This window comes from Echinicola sediminis, from assembly GCF_054777495.1.
The window spans coordinates 1-20,815 of record NZ_BAAHAP010000072.1 but is presented as its reverse complement, the minus strand read 5'-3'; the positions used below and the strand labels follow the sequence as shown (position 1 = coordinate 20,815).

Annotated in this window: 16 protein-coding genes and 1 riboswitch; of the genes, 11 read left to right on the top strand and 5 right to left on the bottom strand. The window is 44.5% G+C overall.

Annotated elements, in window-relative coordinates; all coding sequences use genetic code 11:
* Position 1 precedes the first annotated feature (1 nt).
* The 4 genes from ACYVAA_RS16610 to mgrA all read right to left on the bottom strand — a co-directional run bounded on the left by ACYVAA_RS16610 (position 2) and on the right by mgrA (position 4,452).
* The gene (locus ACYVAA_RS16610) at positions 2-511 is read right to left on the bottom strand and encodes a bifunctional adenosylcobinamide kinase/adenosylcobinamide-phosphate guanylyltransferase (RefSeq protein ID WP_460543798.1); all 510 of its coding nucleotides are present in this window, start codon (positions 509-511) and stop codon (positions 2-4) included.
* The gene (locus ACYVAA_RS16605; RefSeq protein ID WP_460543796.1) at positions 508-864 is read right to left on the bottom strand and encodes a DUF5522 domain-containing protein; all 357 of its coding nucleotides are present in this window, start codon (positions 862-864) and stop codon (positions 508-510) included. The genes ACYVAA_RS16610 and ACYVAA_RS16605 overlap by 4 nt, the downstream gene beginning before the upstream one ends.
* Positions 865-867: 3 nt before the next feature.
* Entirely contained in the window at positions 868-2,781 is a 1,914-nt protein-coding gene (locus tag ACYVAA_RS16600) for a TonB-dependent receptor plug domain-containing protein (protein WP_460543794.1), read from the bottom strand.
* A gap of 108 nt (positions 2,782-2,889) precedes the next feature.
* Positions 2,890-3,087, bottom strand: a riboswitch (cobalamin riboswitch).
* Positions 3,088-3,459: 372 nt separating this feature from the next.
* A complete protein-coding gene (gene mgrA, locus ACYVAA_RS16595; RefSeq protein ID WP_460543792.1) occupies positions 3,460-4,452 on the bottom strand; it encodes an aldo-keto reductase family protein in 993 nt (330 codons plus the stop codon).
* A 371-nt stretch (positions 4,453-4,823) separates the two neighbouring features.
* Between mgrA and ACYVAA_RS16590 the strand changes: the two genes are divergently transcribed.
* From ACYVAA_RS16590 to ACYVAA_RS16545, 10 genes are all read left to right on the top strand, one after another.
* The gene (locus ACYVAA_RS16590; protein ID WP_460543790.1) at positions 4,824-5,258 is read left to right on the top strand and encodes a hypothetical protein; all 435 of its coding nucleotides are present in this window, start codon (positions 4,824-4,826) and stop codon (positions 5,256-5,258) included.
* 377 nt (positions 5,259-5,635) lie between these two features.
* Positions 5,636-6,733, top strand: a complete 1,098-nt coding sequence (locus tag ACYVAA_RS16585; RefSeq protein WP_460543788.1) for a phytase — start codon at positions 5,636-5,638, stop codon at positions 6,731-6,733.
* Between the two features lie 22 nt (positions 6,734-6,755).
* Positions 6,756-9,521: a TonB-dependent receptor gene (locus ACYVAA_RS16580; RefSeq protein WP_460543786.1), complete on the top strand. Its 2,766-nt coding sequence runs from the start codon at positions 6,756-6,758 to the stop codon at positions 9,519-9,521.
* Between the two features lie 378 nt (positions 9,522-9,899).
* On the top strand, positions 9,900-10,154 hold the full coding sequence (locus tag ACYVAA_RS16575) for a hypothetical protein (RefSeq protein ID WP_460543784.1): 255 nt from the start codon (positions 9,900-9,902) through the stop codon (positions 10,152-10,154).
* 198 nt (positions 10,155-10,352) lie between these two features.
* Positions 10,353-11,036, top strand: a complete 684-nt coding sequence (locus ACYVAA_RS16570; protein ID WP_460543782.1) for an HAD family hydrolase — start codon at positions 10,353-10,355, stop codon at positions 11,034-11,036.
* A gap of 251 nt (positions 11,037-11,287) precedes the next feature.
* Positions 11,288-11,860, top strand: a complete 573-nt coding sequence (locus ACYVAA_RS16565) for a TetR/AcrR family transcriptional regulator (protein WP_460543780.1) — start codon at positions 11,288-11,290, stop codon at positions 11,858-11,860.
* Between the two features lie 58 nt (positions 11,861-11,918).
* Positions 11,919-13,247 (top strand): TolC family protein, encoded by a 1,329-nt coding sequence (locus ACYVAA_RS16560; protein WP_460543778.1) that lies wholly within the window; start codon positions 11,919-11,921, stop codon positions 13,245-13,247.
* 22 nt (positions 13,248-13,269) lie between these two features.
* Positions 13,270-14,373 carry an efflux RND transporter periplasmic adaptor subunit gene (locus ACYVAA_RS16555; protein WP_460543776.1) on the top strand — a complete coding sequence of 368 codons (1,104 nt, stop codon included), beginning with the start codon at positions 13,270-13,272 and terminating at the stop codon, positions 14,371-14,373.
* A gap of 34 nt (positions 14,374-14,407) precedes the next feature.
* Positions 14,408-17,566 carry an efflux RND transporter permease subunit gene (locus ACYVAA_RS16550; protein ID WP_460543774.1) on the top strand — a complete coding sequence of 1,053 codons (3,159 nt, stop codon included), beginning with the start codon at positions 14,408-14,410 and terminating at the stop codon, positions 17,564-17,566.
* Between the two features lie 319 nt (positions 17,567-17,885).
* Positions 17,886-18,302 carry a LytR/AlgR family response regulator transcription factor gene (locus tag ACYVAA_RS16545; protein WP_460543772.1) on the top strand — a complete coding sequence of 139 codons (417 nt, stop codon included), beginning with the start codon at positions 17,886-17,888 and terminating at the stop codon, positions 18,300-18,302.
* Here ACYVAA_RS16545 and ACYVAA_RS16540 read toward each other — a convergent pair.
* On the bottom strand, positions 18,299-19,531 hold the full coding sequence (locus ACYVAA_RS16540; RefSeq protein WP_460543770.1) for an S-adenosylmethionine:tRNA ribosyltransferase-isomerase: 1,233 nt from the start codon (positions 19,529-19,531) through the stop codon (positions 18,299-18,301). The two genes, ACYVAA_RS16545 and ACYVAA_RS16540, sit on opposite strands and share 4 nt — an antisense overlap.
* A gap of 110 nt (positions 19,532-19,641) precedes the next feature.
* Between ACYVAA_RS16540 and menC the strand changes: the two genes are divergently transcribed.
* A complete protein-coding gene (gene menC, locus ACYVAA_RS16535; protein ID WP_460543768.1) occupies positions 19,642-20,742 on the top strand; it encodes an o-succinylbenzoate synthase in 1,101 nt (366 codons plus the stop codon).
* Positions 20,743-20,815 lie beyond the last annotated feature (73 nt).

Sequence of the window (20,815 nt, the reverse complement as noted above, 5' to 3'; positions counted from 1 at the left end):
ATTACTTTATTTGAATGGGTAAGCCTGATACTATAAAGGTAGCCTTATCCGCCTTTTGGGCGATGAACTGGTTGATCCAGCCCTGCAGTTCGGTGAACTTTCTGCCTACTTCGGTCTGGGCATGCAGGCCCATGCCGATTTCATTGGAAATGATGATAAGGGTGCCGTATTGCGCATTTTTAAACAATTGTAGCAATTCCTCTTTGCAGGAGGCTAGGCAGGCATCGACATCATTTTTTGTATCCACGTACCAATTGGTCAGCCATAGGGTGACACAGTCCATCACTACGGTTTTGTCCTTGATGTCCAGTTGGCCAAGGTATTTCTCTTCCTCGATGGTGGTCCACCTTTCGTCCCGGTCACTTTGATGCCTGTTTACCCTTTCTTCAAAATCCTTGTCCCAAATTCTAGAGGTAGCCAGGTAGTAAGGGTTTTTGGAGAGGCTTTCGGCAAGGTTTTGGGCATAGCGGCTTTTTCCCGACCGTTCGCCACCGGTAACATAGTAGATCATAGCTTTTCTATTTTTTGGTACGGGCAGTTTTTGCAGCCATTGCCACAGCATTTGCCCTGTCTCAGCAGGTACCAGGAGGTGAATACATAAAATCCCTGTTCGTTTACGGTATAGTCAATGCCTTCAAGCAAATGAGCGGGTTTGCCCATTTGTTGGATGGTTTTTACCTTTTTGGGCGTGAGCGGAGAGGTCCATTGCCGGATCCTTTTTTGGATGTCCGCCTTTAAGCAGTCTGGGCACAGGCAGCCTCTATCTTCGTTCAAGGGGACAATAGGAGGAAAAGCACTGCACCAACATTCCGTGGTGCAGGCAAAAGCATTTTCGCAATTTGGGCAGTGCTTTTCTCTTTTCATGGTTTAAAATTGAAACCTTGCTCCCAAGGTGAAGCTTCTACCTCTGGTCGTATAGCCATAGATAGCGGTAAATTCTTCATCCAACAGGTTGTTTACACTTCCGTACACTTGAAGTTTATTGTTCAGGATGGCCTGCTGTACATACAAATCCGCCAAACCGTAACTGTCCAGCTCAAATTCACCGCCTAGGCCCCAGTCGTAAATGGTTCTTTTACTGGTGAAATTATATTTCAATGATACTAAAGTATTTTCAGAAGGTAATGCATTGAAGGTCATTCCCCACTTGTTTTTTGGAACCCTGTAAAAGGTGGTAGGCTTATCCGTACTGACATGGGCGTAGTTAGCTGCCATGTTGAAGTGCTCGTTTACCGTCCAGGAGAAGTCTGCCTCGAAGCCTTCCACCCTTCTCTCAGCAGCGGTGTTTTGGTATTGCCCTCCTACATAATTGCCTTCGTCATCAAAGAGGGAAACGAAATCAATCGGGTTGGATTCGTCCCTTGTAAAATGAACCAGGTTCAGGGTGAACTCATCACCAATGTACAGGGAAATTCCCTGTTCATAGTTCAAAGATTCCCCTGGAGTCAAGCCCTCGTTGCCGTAAAGCGGGGAGTTGATCTGGTAAAGGGTAGGAGTAATGTAAGAGGTAGCTACAGAGGCCAATATTTTCAAAGAAACGTTATTGGAAATAGGGGTCAGGTAGCTTGGGTTGATGTTGTAGACAAATTTGCTGTCATAGTTGGAGTGGGTGTTGACCCGGGCCCCTGCATGCAAATTGAAGCCTGAGCGGGCTTCATAGAAAAGGGAAGCATAAGGATCTATCTGGGTGAACTTATTGCTGTCAAAGGTGAGGTCCCCAGGCTGTTCATATGAAAATTCCTGCAGGTTCAGCCCCCAAAGTCCCTTAAGCCCATTAATAATCTCATGTTCTTGGGTAAGGTCCAGCTGAAGGTTCCGTCCTTTGAATTCAGAAGGCCAGTTGCTGATAAACTCCCTTTCGTTTTCATTATAGATTGATTTCAGCTTGATCGTCCCCTTTTCATAGGTGTAGGTAGGTGTTAGTCCAAAACGCAGCTGCTTGCTTAGTTGTTGGTTTTCCCCGTCGGTAAAGGTATTGTCATCGTAATCAGCCTCCATATCGTCATAAGCACTGATAAAATCGAGTCTGAATTTGTCGGAAAACTCATATCCAAACTTCACCAAGGCGTTTTTACGGTCCATACCATCTTTTCCAAATGGCGTGGCAGATTGTTCTTCCGAAGCGGAGCTGAAACCTTCTGAGGTGAACAGGCTACCGGATACCAGATAGTTGAACTTGTTGCTTTTTCCGTTGAGGCTGAGGTTTCCGTTGTAGGTGCCGAAAGAACCACCATCAAAACTGACAGTACCTCCCAGGGCCTGATCTTTTTTCGCGGATTTGAGCTTGATATTAATGACCGCGGCAGAGGCTCCCGTACCATAAAGGGTACTCAGTCCACCCTTCAGTACTTCAATGGATTCTACCTGATCCAGTGAAAGCAGCCGGAGATCATAGGTGGCCGTTGCTCCAGAGGGGTCATTGATAGGCAGTCCGTCGATAAGGATAAGGGTGTTTTTACTGCTGGCACCGCGGACAAAATAACTGATATTGGTGCCTGGTGAACCAAAATTTCCATCGATCTGGATACCTGGGACTTCATTGAGCAGGTCAGCCACTGTTTTGCCGGCATTTCTTTCTATGGCCTTCACGTCCAGCTTATAGATGGTTTTACCTGACTTTTCAACCGGGATTTCAAACTTGGTACCGGTGACGACCACTTCTTTTAGTTCCTGTGTTTCTTGGGCAAGAATGGCGGAACTGTAGCAGGAAAGTCCGGCCACCAGCAATGCAGTGGCATACTTTCCTCTCATGATGTTGAAAGGAACAAATTTCTTGTTCATAGCGTGATGAATGTTAGATTGAAATTGACACTATGAACTTTCTGGGAAGATGATAAAACTGCCCTCAGCGCTAAGGACGTTTTTTCATGGCTTTTCACCCGAAAGCTCTGAATTTAAGCGCTTCTGGCAGGTCTTCTGACTTGCTTCACTTTTGGATGCCTTCCCGTTCCGACTTAGCAGAACAGTGGCCATGGATACCAAAAGCTTTGGTGAAGCTTACAGCTGCGGGTACAGTTCCGGATTTCCACCGGATTCCCTATTAAACCTTCCTGTGAAAGGAGAGGTACCAAAAACTTCCGCAAAGGTAGGCAATTTTTTATAAGGATGGTAAGTGAACGGTTTTTTAAAAAGCCGGGGATTGTTTGGAATTGGGCATGACAAATCCCTTTACATAGGGAGGTCGGGATTTAAAATCCCGACCAGCACCCCTATCACTTATTGGTCAGAGGCCTGACCAGTACCAACAAGTCCACAGATAGAAAAGGTCAACACAGACGAATTAAAAAAACATTTATGCCTATTTGGTTTCTTCGAAACTTCCGTTGTGCCGAACGGCCTTATCCGGACAGCACAACGGGTATTAAACCCCTGATTTGGGCAATCTTGGGCTTAAATTTAATCGTCCAGTAGCTTTAAAGAGCTGCTATCAAGGATAAATTGATGATGACGCATAAATGCCTATCCCTTGAGGATGGTTTCAATCCTTGCCAGTTCATCAGATGAAAAGGAAAGGTTGTCCAGGCATTTGAGGGAATCTTCCAGTTGGGAGGTTTTGCTAACGCCAATAAGGACAGACGTTACCCGTTCATCTTTCAATAGCCATGATAGTGCCATTTGGGCCAGGCTTTGTCCGCGCTCTCCGGCAAGGTCATTTAGTGCGTTTATCTTGGCGAGCGTGGAATCAGTGATAGCGGATGTCTGCAGGAACCCATGTGCCTTGGCTGCTCTGGAATCCTCAGGAACCCCTTTTAGGTACTTGTCGGTTAATAATCCTTGGGCCAGGGGGGAAAATGGAATGCATCCTACACCTTGATTGCCCAATAATTCCAAAAGACCATTTTCCACCCATCTTTCGAACATGGAATACTTTGGTTGGTGGATCAGGCAGGGCGTGCCCATGTCTTTGAGGATTTTGATGGCCTTTGCCGCCTCATCTGCTTGATAGTTGGAAATTCCCACGTAGAGGGCTTTGCCTTGTCGGACGATCAGGTCCAGGGCAGCCATGGTTTCCTCCAATGGCGTTTCAGGGTCGGGCCGGTGGTGATAGAAAATGTCCACATAATCCAGCCCCATTCTTTTCAGGCTCTGGTCCAGACTGGATACCAGGTATTTTTTGGATCCCCATTCACCGTAAGGTCCTTCCCACATATAATAGCCTGCCTTGGTAGAGATCACCAGTTGGTCCCTGTAGGAAGCAAAATCCTCCTGCAGGATTTTTCCGAAGTTTTCTTCGGCCGAGCCCGGAGGCGGCCCATAGTTGTTGGCCAAATCAAAGTGGGTGATGCCCGAGTCAAATGCCAGTTGCAATATTTTTCTTGAGTTTTCCAGTACATCCACATGTCCGAAATTATGCCAGAGTCCTAGGGAAAGCGCAGGGAGCTTAAGGCCGCTTTTTCCGCAGCGTCGGTAGGTCATTTTCTGGTAACGATCAGGGTGAGCTTGATAGGTCATAGTTGATGTTCAATGTTTTTTTTGATTTGAAAAGTCAGCAATATAAGGAGAATGATCCGGGTTTTGTTATAAATTTCCTTTGACTTGTGACAAGTGTTTTCATATAAAAAATACTGCTATGTAGCTGATTATGACCCTGATTTCTTAAAATTAGGGAGGGAAAAACAAGGGTTTCAATAGTTAGGATAAAGCAAAGAATTTATATTAAATATTTAAACCTGTATGTGAAAAGCATTTTTTTATATAAAAAATTGGAAAACACTTGTGTGTTTCAAATTAATTGCTGAAATTGCTTAAGAAGATCAGGATAAAAGGAGTCTTTTAGACAAGTGATCAATTGTTAGTATGTTTCATTTAAAAAGCATTGTAATATGTTAGTGAAGCAAGTGAAATCAAGGTTGGAATACAATCCCATTTTTAGTAGGGAAACCATAGACCGGACTTCGGAAGAGATTCTTGGATTCATCCCCTTAATGGAGAGGGAATTTGATCGGGTAGAGAAAATTGTGGGGGCTGAATTAAAACCTGAAGCTGCATATTACTATTATGATTTTTATGATCTTGCCCATGTGATAAAGCTTAAGCTGCGTAATTTTCCGAAAAGTGAGCGAGTGGGAATAGAGCAGGGAAAAGCGCAACTAAATTTTGGAGTGGAACTTTTTGAAGAGCTCAATTGGGTAGAACTGTGGAAACTTTTGTTACTGACTGTTCAAATCGATCAGGTGGATCACGGATTTTTGGAAAAAAAGATCAAAGACAAAACTGTTTTGAAGTTGTTAATAGCCATTAAAAATTCTTTTCGTTGATTTTTTAATATGTCAAACTTGGTGAAAAAGGTTCAGAAAGGTTTTCTGAACCTTTTTATTTGCCCTCAGGAAGCGTAAAGCAGGTAGCTGGGAGCAGGAACAAAAAACCGACAAAGCAATGAAGCGGGTTATCAATGGGGAAATTTAGTTTGGTTGTTGGTATGTTAAATAAAATTGAATATTCAAGTTTAGTGTAAAGTTTGGATTTTCCTGTTTTAGAAAGACTTTATGTAATACGCAGGAGATATCGCTGGTTTACTGTTATCCCACTGTTACTTTTCGGAATATAATTTTTGTTATTTTGATAACGCGGAATAATAGAACTTTTTTTATTCGCTCTCTAATATTGTTTGATTTTAAACCATCAAACAAACAATATGACACATCTTTTACAGCGAAACGTTCTTCTATTTTTGACGGGGACGGTGTTTTTAGGAGCCTGCCAGTCACCTTCGGCCGAAACGAAGGGGGATGGTTCCGCCATCTCAGGGCAGGTTCAGGCTACTTTTGTCACAGACTCGTTGGCCCATGATTCAGATGATCCGGCGATTTGGGTCAACCCACAAGATCCTTCCAAGAGCATTATTATCGGCACGGACAAAGACCGGGAGGGGGCACTTTATGCCTTTGATCTTGAGGGTAAGATCATTGATTCCTTGGTCGTCAGAGGGATTCAAAGGCCCAATAACGTGGATATTGGTTATGGTCTGGATATGGGTGAGGCAAAAGTAGATTTTGTGGTGACTGGGGAAAGGCTTACTTCACGGTTAAGGTTTTTTAGTTTGCCCCTTATGAGGGAGATTAATGAAGGAGGAATTGAGGTTTTTCAGGATGAGCAAGGAGAAGGGTTTAGAGATCTAATGGGGGTCGCTGTTTATTTTGACAGTTCCAAAGGAAAGCATTACGTAGTGGCAGGCAGAAAAAACGGTCCCCAAGACGGCACCTATCTTTGGCAGTACGAGATCATTGGCAAAGAAGGAAAGATAGAACTGGATTTGGTCCGAAAGTTTGGGGCGTTTAGCGGCAAGAAAGAAATCGAGGCCATAGCCGTGGATGAACAGCTGGGTTATATCTATTACTCGGACGAAGGGGTAGGCGTAAGAAAATACCATGCGGACCCTGTTAAAGGAAATGAAGAGCTTGCCCTCTTTGCCACGGAGGGATTTGTAAAGGATCATGAGGGAATCAGTATTTACAAGTTAGATGATCGATCGGGCTATATTTTGGTGTCGGATCAGGAGGCTAATAGGTTTCACGTTTTTTCCAGAGAAGGGACCAAAGCCCATCCCCACCAGCATGATTTGGTGACGGTCATTAACACAAGTACCGTCAGTAGTGATGGATCAGAGGTGGTGAGCGTGCCATTAAATGAAACCTTTAAAAAAGGACTTTTTGTAGCCATGTCGGATGATAGGACTTTTCAGCTCTATAAATGGGAAGATTTGGCGGGAGATACCTTAAAAACCATCAAGTAAACCAACACAAAGCAACAATTCAATGAGCAGATATTTATCAATATGGGTGTTGTTGATCACTTTGATAACAATATCCTCGGCATTTGGACAGGGTGCCATCAAAGGAAAAGTAGTAGACGACCAGAGTCTTTCATTGCCTGGGGCAAGCGTGAGTTTGATTGGAACCAATTTCGCGGGAGTAACTGATCAGCAAGGACAATTTGTGTTGGCAGGGATTCCAATCGGTGAACACCAGTTAGAAGTTACCTATTTGGGGTATGAAATCAATAAACATACTGTTCTAGTGGAGAGTGGAAATACAGCAGAGGTAAAGGTGCAGATGGTTCCTGGCATTATGGATGGACTGGAATTTATTGTTTTGGGGGACCGTTTAAAGGGGCAGGCGAAGGCTTTGAACCAGCAGAAGACCAACCAAAACATCACCAATATTGTTTCTTCAGATCAAATTGGCCGTTTTCCTGATGCTAATATAGGGGATGCTCTTAAGCGGATTCCGGGGATAACCATGCAGTATGATCAGGGAGAAGCCAGGGATATTATTATCCGAGGCATGTCGCCGCAATTGAATTCGGTAACCCTGAATGGAGAGCGGATCCCTTCTGCAGAAGGAGATAATAGACGGGTACAGATGGACCTGATTCCCTCAGATATGATCCAAACGATCGAAGTAAGCAAAGCGGTATTGCCCAATATGGATGCTGATGCCATCGGTGGTTCGGTAAATTTGGTTACCAGAAAAGCCCCAAACGGGTTGAGGATTTCTGGTACGGCTGGTACCGGGCTGAACCTCCTTTCAGAAAAACCTATTTGGACCGGTTCGATGATTTTGGGCAATCGGTTTGCCAATGGTAAGCTTGGGGCCATTTTATCCGCATCCTATAACAACCATAATTTTGGCTCAGACAATGTGGAGGCCGTATGGTATGCGTCGGAAGAAGGAGCGGTATTGGATGAATTCGACATCAGAAGGTACCTGGTGCAGCGGGTAAGGAGATCGGTTTCCTTGTCCCTGGATTTTGAGATCAATCCTAATCATACCTTATTGTTTTCAGGAATGTACAACCACCGCGATGATTGGGAAAATAGGTTTAGGATGAGGGTAAGTCAATTGGGAGATTCCTTTGATGATGGGGATTTTACTTCCATAGGGGAAGGTAGGTTCGAGACTTCGGGGAGAGTGGAGTTCCAAACAAAAGGCGGACTGGATTCGGACAGGGTCAAAATGAGAAGGCTGGAAGATCAAAGGGTAAAAAACTTCACCTTTGGAGGAAACCACCTGTTCGAAAAGTTAAAAATGGATTGGTCAGCGACCTACGCCAAAGCCTCCGAGGAGCGCCCCAATGAGCGATATATAAGCTACAGGTCTTCCAATATGGATGTGCGACTTGATGTACAAAACCCCAGGTCGCCTTTGGCTATGTTGTCAGATCCTTCGGATAACGGGGCAATCGAACTGAATGAGATCAGCGAACAATACGGTTATACGTTTGATGAGGATTTGAACGGTAAACTGGATTTTAAACTTCCATACGCTGACCATGGAATGCTCCAGTTTGGTGGCAGGTATAGAGGAAAGTATAAAAACCGAAACAACGATTTCTATGAATACAGTCCGGTGGATGAGAATGCGTTTGGGGCAACACTTGGAGAAGTGCCGAACCGTAGTCAAACTGATCCCGGTTTTCTGGCAGGAAGCCAATATCAGGCAGGTATTTTTGCAACTCCTGAATTTCTCGGAAGTCTGGAGCTGGACAATCCGGCACAGTTTGAAAGTGAGGCGGTATTGGATGAGTTTCTTCCAGGGAATTACAGTGCCAATGAAACCATTTCCGCCGCTTATTTAATGGCAGACCATCAGTTTTCGGATAAATTGTCCGCCACTGCAGGTGTAAGATGGGAACATACCCGGCTCAACTACACAGGAAATATTTTTGATGTGGACAATGAGACTTTTTCTTTGGAATCTGCTACAGATTCTTATTCCAATTTTATGCCCGGGGTACATTTAAAGTATGACCTGAACACCAATACCATTTTCAGGTTGGCCTGGAGCAATACATTGGCACGTCCCAACTACTATGATTTGGTTCCCTTCGCAGAATTCAGTCCAGATGATGATGAACTGGTGAGAGGGAATCCCGATTTGAAGCCTACCACTTCAATGAATTTTGATTTGATGGGAGAGCGGTATTTTGATAATGTGGGACTCGTTTCCCTAGGCGGCTTTTACAAAGATGTGGACCAATTTATTTATACCATCACCGAGCAAGGATATAGTGATCCGGTTTTTGGAAATGATTTGGAATATTCAAGGCCAGAAAATGGAGGTACCGCAAAAGTGTTTGGTGTAGAGGCTTCTATCCAAAAGCAAATCTGGCGGGGATTGGGGATTTATCTCAATTATACCTTTACCCAATCCAATACCACCGGGATTGAGGGAAGAGAAGAAGAGGATTTGATGTTGCCGGGGACTGCTCAAAATATGTTCAATGCCTCCCTTTCTTATGAAACACGCAAGTTGGTTTTGAGGGCTTCTTTAAACTTTGCGAGTGACTATTTGGACGAATTGGGAGGAGAGTCCTTTGAAGACCGTTATTATGACGAACAGGCCTTTCTGGATGTAAATGCCTCCTATGCCTTCACACCTAAATGGAGATTGTTCTTTGAAGGTAATAACCTGACAAACCAGTCATTAAGATATTATCAGGGAATAAAGTCAAGGACCATGCAGGCAGAGTTTTATAATGCACGGTTTAACTTGGGGATCAAGTTTGATCTTTTTCAATAATAAAATAAAGGAAATATTACCGGATCGGTGACCAAGCCATTCTTCTAATGAAAGGCCCGTAAAAAAATACCCCTTTGGGGGTATTTTTTTTATTCAGGAAATTTTTAAGGCGTGATTATACAACCTGTTTTGTTGATAAGTTGTTGATAAAAAGAAGATTAAGAGTGGTTTTTAACGTTGCTTTTCCCAAATACTCTTATTACATTTAATTAGCTAAAATCAGGTTGGAGCACAATAAAATCTTTACCAATCCTTGCAGGAAAGCGTAAGGATTCCTGATCAGCTATCAACTCTTAGAAAACAGTATAACGGCCCTTTTTTAAAAAGGAATATTTTAGAACCCTAATACCTTTTAGTTTTAACATTGACCAAAATAGTATGTTAATCACTTCTACAAGCGGATTCTTATCAGTTGTCAATTGCCCTTCGGATGGTGATCACGTCATGGTAAGAGCCAAGTACAAAGACGAGCTTTCCAGGTTATTCGATGAACACCGAATCAAACACATAGAGCACGAAAATTTCAGGTATGGGATATCGGTTTGTAAGCAGGAGTTTGCCGATACTTTGGTCAAATTGATCAAAGGCATTGACTATACCAATTTTGAATCTAACATGATTGCGTTGGATTAATTCCAATGCACATGGAAACATTTAATTAAAAATTATCCACCATTTTTGTCAAACAGCCGCTCATTGAAATATGGGTGGCTGTTGGTGTTTGTAGGAGAGGGTAAATGTAACTGTCCAAAGGTTAGATAAAGATTTTTAAGGATAGTAGATGGAAATTTTCCCAAAAACCTTAAATTAATAAAAATAACTTTTCGGAGTATGAAGATTTCACTTGCCTTTGATGTACATGGAACCTTAGTGGATGCAGCAAGTGTCCTGAAGCCGATGAAATCCGTGATGGGGGAGGAAGCGGTCAAGGTTTTGGACACTTGGAAGTATAAGCAAAGGGAGTACGCTTTCCGGAGGCGTTTAATGGAGGATGATGTGGATTTTTCCGTTTGTTCCAGACAAGGATTGGAGTTTGCCTGCCTGCATCACAAGATCGATATAGGGGAAGAGGAAAAGGAGGCTATTTTGAATTTTAGCAGGGCTTTGCCTGCTTACCCGGAGGCCAAAGAATCCTTGAAAAGACTGAAAGGTTTAAAATACCGTTTGTTTGCCTTTTCCAATGGCCCCTTGAAAGAGGTAAATGAACTTTTGGACCAGGCCGGTTTGGCCAGGCAGTTTGATAATATTTACAGTGTGGAAGGAACCAAGACCTTCAAGCCGGATCCCCAGGTTTATGAATCTTTTTTAAGGCATAACCATACCGGACATCAATTTACATGGTTTATCTCAGGCAATTCCTTCGATATCATCGGGGCCAAAAATGTAGGCCTAAAAGTGATATGGGTACAGCGATCAGCGGATATTGTTCTGGATCCATGGGGGGTATTTCCCGACCACATTGTCAAAGACCTATCAGAGCTGGTGGAATTTTTTCAGGAAAAGGCGGTGATTTAAGTTCCTGCCTTGTTGACTACTTTTACTAATTAGCTGCTAATTCCACCGATGGACATGGAATTAAAAATCTTTTTTGTGCGTTGATAGGTATTCTCGGCTGCGGAGGACAGGCTGTGGGAGAAAGTTTTTCTATTTAAAACCTACCGGTTTCTTTTCGGAAGTAAAAAAAGAAAAAAAAGATGAACAGCTGTGGAACTAAATTCCCAAAATGACGATTGAATGTTCATTCGGTTTTTATAAAGCAGAACTTGATGAACAAGAAACAAAGGATTTTAGAGGCTACCCTTGACCTGATCAGGGACCATGGTTTTCATGGCTGTCCCATGAGTATGGTGGCCAAAAACTCCAAGGTGGCTGCCGGGACCATCTACCATCATTTTGAATGCAAGGATGAGCTGATCATGGAGCTTTACCATTATGTGGTGGAAAAGCTGGTGGAGGTGGCTTCAGAGGGAGATGAGGCCCATTTGGACTTTAAGACCCGTTTTATGCGTTTTTGGCATAATATGAAAAGCTTCTATGCTCAGCAGGTATCCTATCAGAGGTTTATCGAGCAGTTTCTCAACTCACCTTATTTCACTGAAGAAATCCAGATGTCGGAGAACAGCTGGCACATGTGGCTGAAACGTTTTTTTCAAGAAGGGATCGACAGTGGTGAGCTACGCAGCGGGGTAAGGCCTGAGATACTTTCCATCATGGTCCATGGGACGATTATCAGTTCGGTGAAGGTGTTGATTCACCACGGAAAGAAAATCAGCCAGGATGAGATCAACCTTGGGGAGATTGCTGAGATTGTTTGGGATGGCATCAAAAAGCAGGACTAGTTTACAGTAGAATAGATATCAATTTTAATCAGTGTTTTCAATTATCAGTTTTATGAGAATGAGTAGTCGTTTACTCTTGTGGATTATGTTCGGGTACCTGATGTTACCTCATGTCACTTATGGTCAGGAGATCGTGGGAGATGGAGGGCAGGCAGGGCTTACCTTAGAGCAATGTATCCAGTTTGCCCTGGACAATGGGCCTGCGATGCAGCAAGCCCATCTGGATGAAGAAATCGGTGACAGGGAAATTAAATCGAGCCTGTCGGGTTGGTTGCCCCAAGTCAATGCCAGTGCTTCCGGAACCAAGAACATCAAGTTGCAGCAGCAGCCTTTGGGAGACCAGGTCATCACCTTTGGGAAAAGGTACAATTCCGGGGTGTTGTTGCAAGTGGACCAGACGTTGTTCAACAGGGAGCAGGTATTTGCAGGAAGGACCTCCAAATACATTAAACAGCAGTACGATCAGAACAAGGTCAATGTGGAGATCGCCACCATTGTGGATGTCAGTAAGTCCTATTATGACATTCTGCTTACTTACGAACAGCTGAAGATCCTGGATGAAAATCTGCTGCGTCAACAAAAACAGTATAAAGATGCCAAAAGCCGTTTTGAATCCGGTGTAGTGGACAAAACTGACTATCAGCGAGCGGCCATCACCTTATCCAATACCAAGAGTGACAGAAGAAGGGCGGAGGAAAGTGTCAAGGCAAAACTGGCTTTTCTGAAGCAGCTGATGGGGTATCCTACTGGCGAAGGCCTGTCCCTGAGCTATGATTATCAAGCCATGGAAAGTACCGTTTTTGCCGACACCACCCAGAATATGGTGGCTCAAAACAGAATAGAATACCAACAGATCAAAACCGAGGAGAGCCTTGCCCAACTTAATGCCGGTTTTCAAAAGTGGGCTTACCTGCCCAGCCTGTCGGCTAATTATAATTACAACTGGTTGTATTTCAACGATGCCTTTTCGGAGTTGTACAACCTGAGTTACCCCAAGTCTTCCATAGGGTTGACACTTTCCCTGCCGATTTTCCAGGGAGGAAAAAGGCATCAGGATATAAAGGTTGCAGAGCTACAGCAAGAAAAGGTTTTTGTTCAGAAGCAAAACTTAGAGAAGCAGATCAATACGGAATATGAATCCGCTTTGGCCAATTATAAAAGTGACCTGTATGAATGGAAAACAGTAAAAGAGAATATGGAAATGGCCGAGGAGGTGTACAATATCATCAAACTGCAATACGATGAGGGGATCAAAGCCTATGTAGATCTTATCGTAGCAGAAACCGAGCTTAGAACATCACAACTGAACCATTACAATGCCATGTACAATTTATTGGCCAGTAAGATCGACCTGGACAGGGCATTGGGTAATATTAAAATCAACTAAACAGAATATAATCAATCGGGAAATGAAAAAGTTTTTGTGGATAATTTTTGTTGCTGGAATCGCCGGAGCTGTTAGCTCTTGCGGAACTGAAGCTACCACACAGCGGGACCAGCCACAGGCGGTATCGGTGAGGGCTACTAAAGTCAGCATGGCCCATGTGACGGGACTGGATACCTATCCAGGCACAGTGGTTCCTTTGAATGAAATTGAAATCAGGCCTCAGGTCAGCGGGTACATTACCCAAATATTTGTCAAAGACGGGCAGCAGGTGAAAAAGGGACAGAAGCTGTATGAAATAGATAGAAGCAAGTATCAAGCTGCCTATGAGCAGGCCAAGGCCAATCTGAAAAGTGCCAAAGCCAATTTGGAGCGGGTAAGGAAGGACCTGGAGAGGTATGAAGCGCTGGACAAGCAGGAGGCCATAGCGAAACAACAGTTGGATTATGCCCAAGCGGATATTCTTACGGCAGAATCCCAGGTGGCTGCTGCAGAGGCCCAAGTACGAAGCACAGCAACAGACTATAACTACTCATTGATAACGGCACCATTTGCCGGAACAGTCGGTATTTCGCAGGTTAGGTTGGGTGCCCAGGTGTCCCAAGGGCAGAGCCTCTTGAATAGTTTGTCTTCAGATGATCCTGTTTTAGTGGATTTTGTGGTCAACGAAAAGGACATCCGTCGATTTAGCAGAATGCTTAATAATGAAGAGCTGCCTGACTCCACTTTCTCTATCCGGTTTGGGCAGAAAGACCTTTATGCCCATTATGGGGAATTGACGACCATTGACAGGGCCGTCGGAAGGCGGTCAGGAACCATTAATATGAGGGTGAAATTCCCCAATCCAGAAAGGGAGCTTATTGCAGGTATGACGGTAAACCTAAAAGTCCTGAACCAGGATATTGGCGAGCAGCTTACCATTCCTTTCAAAGCGGTAACCGAGCAAATGGGCGAGTATTTTGTGTATGTGGTGGATGAAGGGAATACTGTTCATCAACAGAATGTCAAGTTGGGCTCAAAGGCAGGAGCAGACATTGTGGTCAGAGAGGGACTTAAGCCAGGCCAGGTTATCGTGACCGAAGGCATACAGAAACTACGTGAGGGAGCCAAAGTGAAGATTGACGGCTAAACCAGCTTTATTAACGTCAAAGTAAGATAATTTTATGATATCAGAAGTATTTATTAAACGTCCGGTTACGGCGATGGTGATCTCTATTGTTATTTTGTTGGTAGGGGCCATATCCATACTCAATTTACCGGTAACGCAATATCCGGATATTACTCCGCCGGTGGTCTCTGTATCTGCCAATTATACGGGGGCAGATGCCCAGACTGTCGAGCAAACAGTGGCCACCCCTATAGAGACGCAGGTAAACGGTACTCCGGGAATGTCCTATATCAAGAGTACCAATACCAGTACCGGTCAGATGAACATGGATGTGACCTTTGATGTGGGAACGGACATTGATATTGCTACCTTGGATGTGCAGAACAGGGTGAGTATTGCAGAGCCTACTTTACCAGAGGCGGTTAAGCGACTGGGGGTGACCGTGAGGAAGAGAAACCCCAGTATCATGATGGTGATCAGTATGTATTCCCCAGAAGGAACACACGATACCAAGTTTTTATCCAACTACAGCAATATCTTCGTAAAGGATGCCTTGCTCAGGGTGAAAGGTGTAGGGGATATCCGTGCTATCGGGCAGGACTTCAGTATGCGGATCTGGTTGAAGCCGGATAAGATGGCCCAGTACAATATTTCTACCAAAGAAGTCACTGCCGCCATTCAGGAGCAAAATCTTCAGGTAGCGGCGGGAACGGTCGGGGGGATGCCCCAGCTGACTTCTCAGGCATTTGAATACGCGATTACTGTAAACGGAAGATTGGAAAGAGGGGAGGAGTTTGAGGATATTATTGTGAGAACAGATCCTGTTGATGGCAAGCTGGTATACCTTAAAGATGTGGCAAGAATAGAGTTTGGGGAATTTGACTATGGTAGGTATTCTACGGTAAATGGTCACCCTGCTGCCGTGCTGTTGGTGTATCAGGCTCCAGGCAGCAATGCCATCGATACTGCAGAGGGAATTTACGAGGCCCTGGATGAAATGAAGACGACTTTTCCTGCAGATATGGATTATATCGTGCCCTTTGAGTCAGTTTCAGTAGTTCAGGTCTCCATTGATGAGGTATTGCATACATTAGCTGAAGCGCTTATCCTGGTGATTGTGGTGGTGTTCCTCTTCCTTCAGAACTGGAGAGCCACGCTGATTCCGATTCTGGCCATTCCGGTCTCTATTGTCGGTACATTTATTTTCTTTATACCGCTAGGATTTACCATCAATACACTGACGATGTTTGGTTTTGTATTGGCTATCGGGATTGTGGTGGATGATGCTATTGTGGTGGTGGAAGCAGCGCAGCATTATATTGATACACAAAAAATATCCGCCCGAGAGGCTACGATGAAAGCGATGAAGGACATCACTGCGCCGGTAATTGCGATAGCCCTGATCTTGGCAGCCGTCTTTATTCCAGTGGGCTTCATTCCGGGGATTGTCGGCAGGATGTACCAGCAGTTTGCGATCACCATTGCGATATCGGTGCTTATTTCGGCCTTTGTGGCTTTGACCTTGACGCCTGCGCTTTGTAGCCTGCTGTTGAAACCCATGGAAATTGACGAAAACTCAAGGGGAATCAACAAATTCTTCTACAAGTTCAATACTTGGTTTGCCAGAGTGACGGATTCCTATGGAAATGGGGTGAAAAAAAGCATCAAGGCCACCCCGCTGGTATTGATCCTTTTGGCTTGTTTGTACGCAGGGACCTTTGGCCTGTTCCAGGCAAAGCCAACCGGCTTCCTTCCTACCGAGGACGAAGGTCGTTTGTTTATTTCACTTGAACTGCCGGAGAGCTCTTCTTCCACAAGAACCAGGGCGATCATGGACGAGATGGTGGAGATGATCACGAGCACGGACGGTATCCAAAATGTTACCGGTATTGGCGGTTTGAATGCCATCAACTTCTCTTTTAAACCAAACAGTGGTACCTTTTTCGTGCAGATGGAACCTTGGGGAGAAAGAGTGGAAGCTTCACAGCAGCTTTATGGATTGATGGGGCAGCTGAACCAGAAATTCTCAGCCATCAAGGAAGCCAATATCATCGTGGTGCCGCCGCCGGCGATTCCAGGTCTGGGGCAAACGGGCGGTTTTAGCTTTATGCTTGAGCAGCGGGCAGGAGGAGATGTGAAGGAGTTTGAGGAGGTGCTTGGGCAGTTTGTGGCTGCCGCCAATCAGCGGCCTGAAATTGCTATGGCCTATAGCTTCTTTACCGCCAAGACCCCCGGGTATCACGTAACGGTGGACCGGGAGAAGTCCAAGAAGCTAGGGGTGGCGGTTTCGGATGTTTTCTCTACCATGTCCACCTATATGGGAAGTTCTTATATCAATGATTTTACCAGGTATGGAAGAAACTTCCGCGTAGTGGCGCAGGCAGATACGGCCTACAGAATGGACATGGCTGATCTGGAACAATATTACGTGATGAACAGTAATGGGGAGTCCGTTCCCTTGGGGGCTTTAGTGGATTATGATGTAGTGGAAAATGCACCAGTCATTAATCACTACAACCTTTTCAGGGCCACTGAGGTGAATGGCAATGCGGCTCCGGGCTATAGTAGTGGGCAGGCACTGCAAGCGCTGGAAGAAGTGGCTGCACAGGTACTGCCCGCAGGATATGGCTATGATTTCTCCGGTTTGAGTAGGGAGGAATTGGCCTCTGGGAACACGACAATACTGATCTTTACCCTTGCCATTATCCTGGTTTCATTGCTGCTTGCGGCCTTGTATGAGAGCTGGTCGGTTCCTTTTTCCATTTTGCTGGCCCTTCCTTTGGGGGCGTTTGGGGCTATTTTGGCCTTGACTTTCCTGCCAAAGTTGGACAATAACGTTTATGCGCAGATTGGCTTGGTGACCTTGATAGGCTTGGCGGCAAAAAATGCCATCCTGATTGTGGAATTTGCCAAGGAACGGGTAGATAAGGGCATGCCGATTTTGGCAGCGACCATTGAAGCGGTAAAGCTCCGGTTGAGGCCCATTGTGATGACTTCTTTGGCTTTCATCCTTGGGGTGGTTCCTTTGGCCTTGTCCAATGGTGCTGGGGCAGTAGCAAGGCAGACCATTGGCTGGACAGTGATTGGAGGGATGTTGGCAGCGACTTTCCTGGCTATTTTCATTGTCCCTGTGCTTTACGTGGTCATTACAAAAATTGCCTATGGTAAATCTACTTTGAAGAAACTGGAATACCAGTATCAGAAAAATAATTGATTTTTGGTTTAGTTGGTGTTGAGAAGCCTGGTAGGGATAAAACCTTGCCAGGCTTTCTTGCTTTATTTTTTATGTATTTATTTAAAAAAATGATTTTTATATACATAAATATGTATATTATTTTTATATTTATATAAGTGAGTAATTAAGGTGGCTTGTATCTGTAACAGGCTTATAATTTTTGCCACAATATTGAGAGGAGAACTTGTGCCATTTTAGTTTATTGGCGGGTTTCTTTTTTTATGTGAAAAAAATGTACGGATAAATGTATTTGTATTATGGTTTTACTGAACGTCTCCAAGATAAAATAAGATAAACCATGGGAGAAACGATATTACATCATGGGATGGCAATGAACAAAAAAGACTCAAAGCTTGAGAACCACTATTCGGAAAACGATGAACTTTTGATCAAGGACGCACTCTTCGTACGGGATAAAGGCTGTTTGAGAAGGGTGAGGTTTAAGAATATCTTGTGGCTAAAGGGGGATGGTAACTATACCACCCTGGTATCCAAAGAGAAAGTTTATTCTTTGAGAAACATTCTTAAGGAGTTCGAGGCTATTTTACCGGAGGATGAGTTTGTGCGCATCCATAAATCCTATCTGGTAAGACTGGATAGGATCACGACTATTTCACCTAAAGAAGTGTCTATAGACGGGGAAAAGGTTCCGGTAGGGAGGACTTATTACCAGAAGCTGATCCATGGAATCAACAAACTCGGAACAGGGGCTTAGCCAAAAACGGCTTTTTTATTGTGCCAAAGCAAACTGCTGTCACCGTAGCTCAAGAATCGGTATTCTTGAGACAGGGCCTCTTTGTATATTTCTTTCCAGCTGTTTTTGGTAAAAGCTGCGACTAGAAGGATGAGGGTGGAACCGGGCTGATGGAAATTAGTAAGAAGTCCATTACAAACTTTGAACTCATAACCTGGCATTATGAAAATTTCAGTACTTCCAGTGATTTCATCCACCTGTTCATTTTCCATATGCTCCAAGATAGCCTCAAAGCTTTTTTGTAGATCGGCTGTTACGCGGTGTTGCTGGTAAGGATACAGTTTAGGTATTGAAAATTCCTTGTTCTCTTCATTTAAGATTTTTACGCCGTACCAGTAAATGCTTTCCAGAGAGCGCATGGAGGTAGTTCCTACTGCGATGATATTTCCTTTGTGATGAAGAAAGTTAAGGATGTTTTCCTTACGGATGACCACCTGTTCGCTGTGCATGGGGTGGTTCACAATGTTTTCGTCTTTGATAGGCTGGAAGGTGCCTGCTCCCACGTGTAGGGTAAGGTAATCTGTTTTGATTCCTTTTTGGGAAAGGTTTTCGAGAATGGCATCGGTAAAGTGCAGTCCGGCTGTTGGGGCGGCAACGGCCCCTTCTTTTTGGGAGTAGACGGTCTGATAGCGGGGTTTGTCCTCGGAGGTAGCTTTTCTGTTGAGATAGGGAGGGAGAGGGACTTCTCCAAAGGCCTCTACTATAGCGGCAAAAGGGACCTGCTGGTTTTTCCACGAAATCTGTACGGATCGGGATTCCCTATCCACGAGGCGTGCTTTCACGGATAATTCTCGCCCATCAATGGTGATGGCTCTTTCAAGGACTTCATCCTCTTTCCACTTTTTTAAGTTACCTACCATGGCTTGCCAGGTCACGGGGCCCTGGTGAACCATGATTTCATTGATTACCGTGCCGGGAGCTATGGGCTGGAGTAGAAAGATTTCGATTTTGGCACCTGTGGGCCGCTGAAAAATCAACCTGGCAGGAATGACTTTGGTGTTGTTGAAGACCATCAAGGAGTCTTGCGGAAGTAAATCAGGGAGATCGTAGAAATGGAAGTGCCTGATCTGTCCGGTTTCAAAATGCAACAGTTTGGACTGGTCTCTCTTTTCCAAGGGAAATTTGGCAATTCTCTCTTCCGGTAATTCGTACTGATAATCCGATAATTTAATGTCCGGCTTGGCCTCCATAAGGTATTTAGCTTCTCGCAGTTGTTATTTCATTCTTAGGGACAATTTTCAGGACTTTTCCTTTAGTTTTGTCCTTTGAGAATGCAAATATAAGCGTTTAGCTATAGGAGATGAACAAAATTAAGTTAAATACCGTCAGGGTGCAGGGGAGAGTGGTGAAGCATCGCCTGGATTTTAAGTTTGATGCAGGAACTTCCAGAGGGGTGTTGAGGTCTAAGGATTCTTTTTTTGTGGGGCTCAGGATTCAAGGAGATGAGTCTGCAGAGGGGCTGGGGGAAGCAGGGCCGCTGCCCAAATTAAGTCTGGATGATATCCCGGATTTTGAAAGTGTTTTGGAAGACTATCTCGATCGTTTGAGGTTAGAGGAGATCCCCTGGTCTGAAGTGGATATCCTGAACTTTTGTTCAACTTTTGTGGCTGACAGCCATCCCAGCGTCCGGTTTGCATTGGAAACAGCCCTGCTTGATTTGTATTATGGAGGCAATCGGATGATCTTGGAAAATGACTTTTATTCCAGCAAGGAAGCAATTCCCATCAACGGGTTGATTTGGATGGGAGAGGCTGATTTTATGAGCCGTCAGATAGAGGAGAAGTTGGCTGCGGGTTTTACCTGTATCAAGATGAAAATAGGAGCCATAGACTTTGAGCAGGAGATACGGCTTTTGGAAAAGATAAGGGAGCGATTTACCGCTGATGAGATCACTTTGAGGGTGGATGCCAACGGGGCTTTTTCTCCTGAGGAAGCTTTGGTGAAATTAAAACGACTCGCGGAGCTTGAGCTCCATAGCATTGAACAGCCGATCAAGGCCGGGCAAGTAGAAGAAATGGCCAAGCTATGCGAAGAAAGCCCTTTGGATATTGCACTTGATGAAGAACTGATAGGAGTAGGTTCGCTTGAAAGAAGGGGGCAGCTATTAAGGACTATTGCGCCTGCTTATATTATTCTAAAGCCAACATTAGTGGGGGGAATCCGGGATACGAAAGAGTGGATATCCCTGGCCGAGGAATTGGGGATCGGTTGGTGGATGACTTCTGCCCTGGAAAGCAATATCGGACTTAATGCCATTGCCCAGCTGACCTCATTGTATGCAACAAAACTGCCCCAAGGCTTGGGGACGGGCCAGCTTTATCACAATAATATCAGCTCTCCGCTGGAAATCAATTCCGGGAAAATCACTTATGACCCGCAGAAAGCTTGGGGGAGGATATAAAAAAAAGCTGCTTGTTCTAAGCAGCTTTCACTAATGTCTCAAATGTTATATCTTATGATAATTTTACATTCAC

What these genes read in the sequence shown, in the direction of transcription:
- ACYVAA_RS16610 (WP_460543798.1), bottom strand. Translation starts at nt 511, where the DNA reads ATGATCTACTATGTTACCGGTGGCGAACGGTCGGGAAAAAGCCGCTAT.
- ACYVAA_RS16605 (WP_460543796.1), bottom strand. Translation starts at nt 864, where the DNA reads ATGAAAAGAGAAAAGCACTGCCCAAATTGCGAAAATGCTTTTGCCTGC.
- ACYVAA_RS16600 (WP_460543794.1), bottom strand. Translation starts at nt 2,781, where the DNA reads ATGAACAAGAAATTTGTTCCTTTCAACATCATGAGAGGAAAGTATGCC.
- mgrA (WP_460543792.1), bottom strand. Translation starts at nt 4,452, where the DNA reads ATGACCTATCAAGCTCACCCTGATCGTTACCAGAAAATGACCTACCGA.
- ACYVAA_RS16590 (WP_460543790.1), top strand. Translation starts at nt 4,824, where the DNA reads ATGTTAGTGAAGCAAGTGAAATCAAGGTTGGAATACAATCCCATTTTT.
- ACYVAA_RS16585 (WP_460543788.1), top strand. Translation starts at nt 5,636, where the DNA reads ATGACACATCTTTTACAGCGAAACGTTCTTCTATTTTTGACGGGGACG.
- ACYVAA_RS16580 (WP_460543786.1), top strand. Translation starts at nt 6,756, where the DNA reads ATGAGCAGATATTTATCAATATGGGTGTTGTTGATCACTTTGATAACA.
- ACYVAA_RS16575 (WP_460543784.1), top strand. Translation starts at nt 9,900, where the DNA reads ATGTTAATCACTTCTACAAGCGGATTCTTATCAGTTGTCAATTGCCCT.
- ACYVAA_RS16570 (WP_460543782.1), top strand. Translation starts at nt 10,353, where the DNA reads ATGAAGATTTCACTTGCCTTTGATGTACATGGAACCTTAGTGGATGCA.
- ACYVAA_RS16565 (WP_460543780.1), top strand. Translation starts at nt 11,288, where the DNA reads ATGAACAAGAAACAAAGGATTTTAGAGGCTACCCTTGACCTGATCAGG.
- ACYVAA_RS16560 (WP_460543778.1), top strand. Translation starts at nt 11,919, where the DNA reads ATGAGTAGTCGTTTACTCTTGTGGATTATGTTCGGGTACCTGATGTTA.
- ACYVAA_RS16555 (WP_460543776.1), top strand. Translation starts at nt 13,270, where the DNA reads ATGAAAAAGTTTTTGTGGATAATTTTTGTTGCTGGAATCGCCGGAGCT.
- ACYVAA_RS16550 (WP_460543774.1), top strand. Translation starts at nt 14,408, where the DNA reads ATGATATCAGAAGTATTTATTAAACGTCCGGTTACGGCGATGGTGATC.
- ACYVAA_RS16545 (WP_460543772.1), top strand. Translation starts at nt 17,886, where the DNA reads ATGGGAGAAACGATATTACATCATGGGATGGCAATGAACAAAAAAGAC.
- ACYVAA_RS16540 (WP_460543770.1), bottom strand. Translation starts at nt 19,531, where the DNA reads ATGGAGGCCAAGCCGGACATTAAATTATCGGATTATCAGTACGAATTA.
- menC (WP_460543768.1), top strand. Translation starts at nt 19,642, where the DNA reads ATGAACAAAATTAAGTTAAATACCGTCAGGGTGCAGGGGAGAGTGGTG.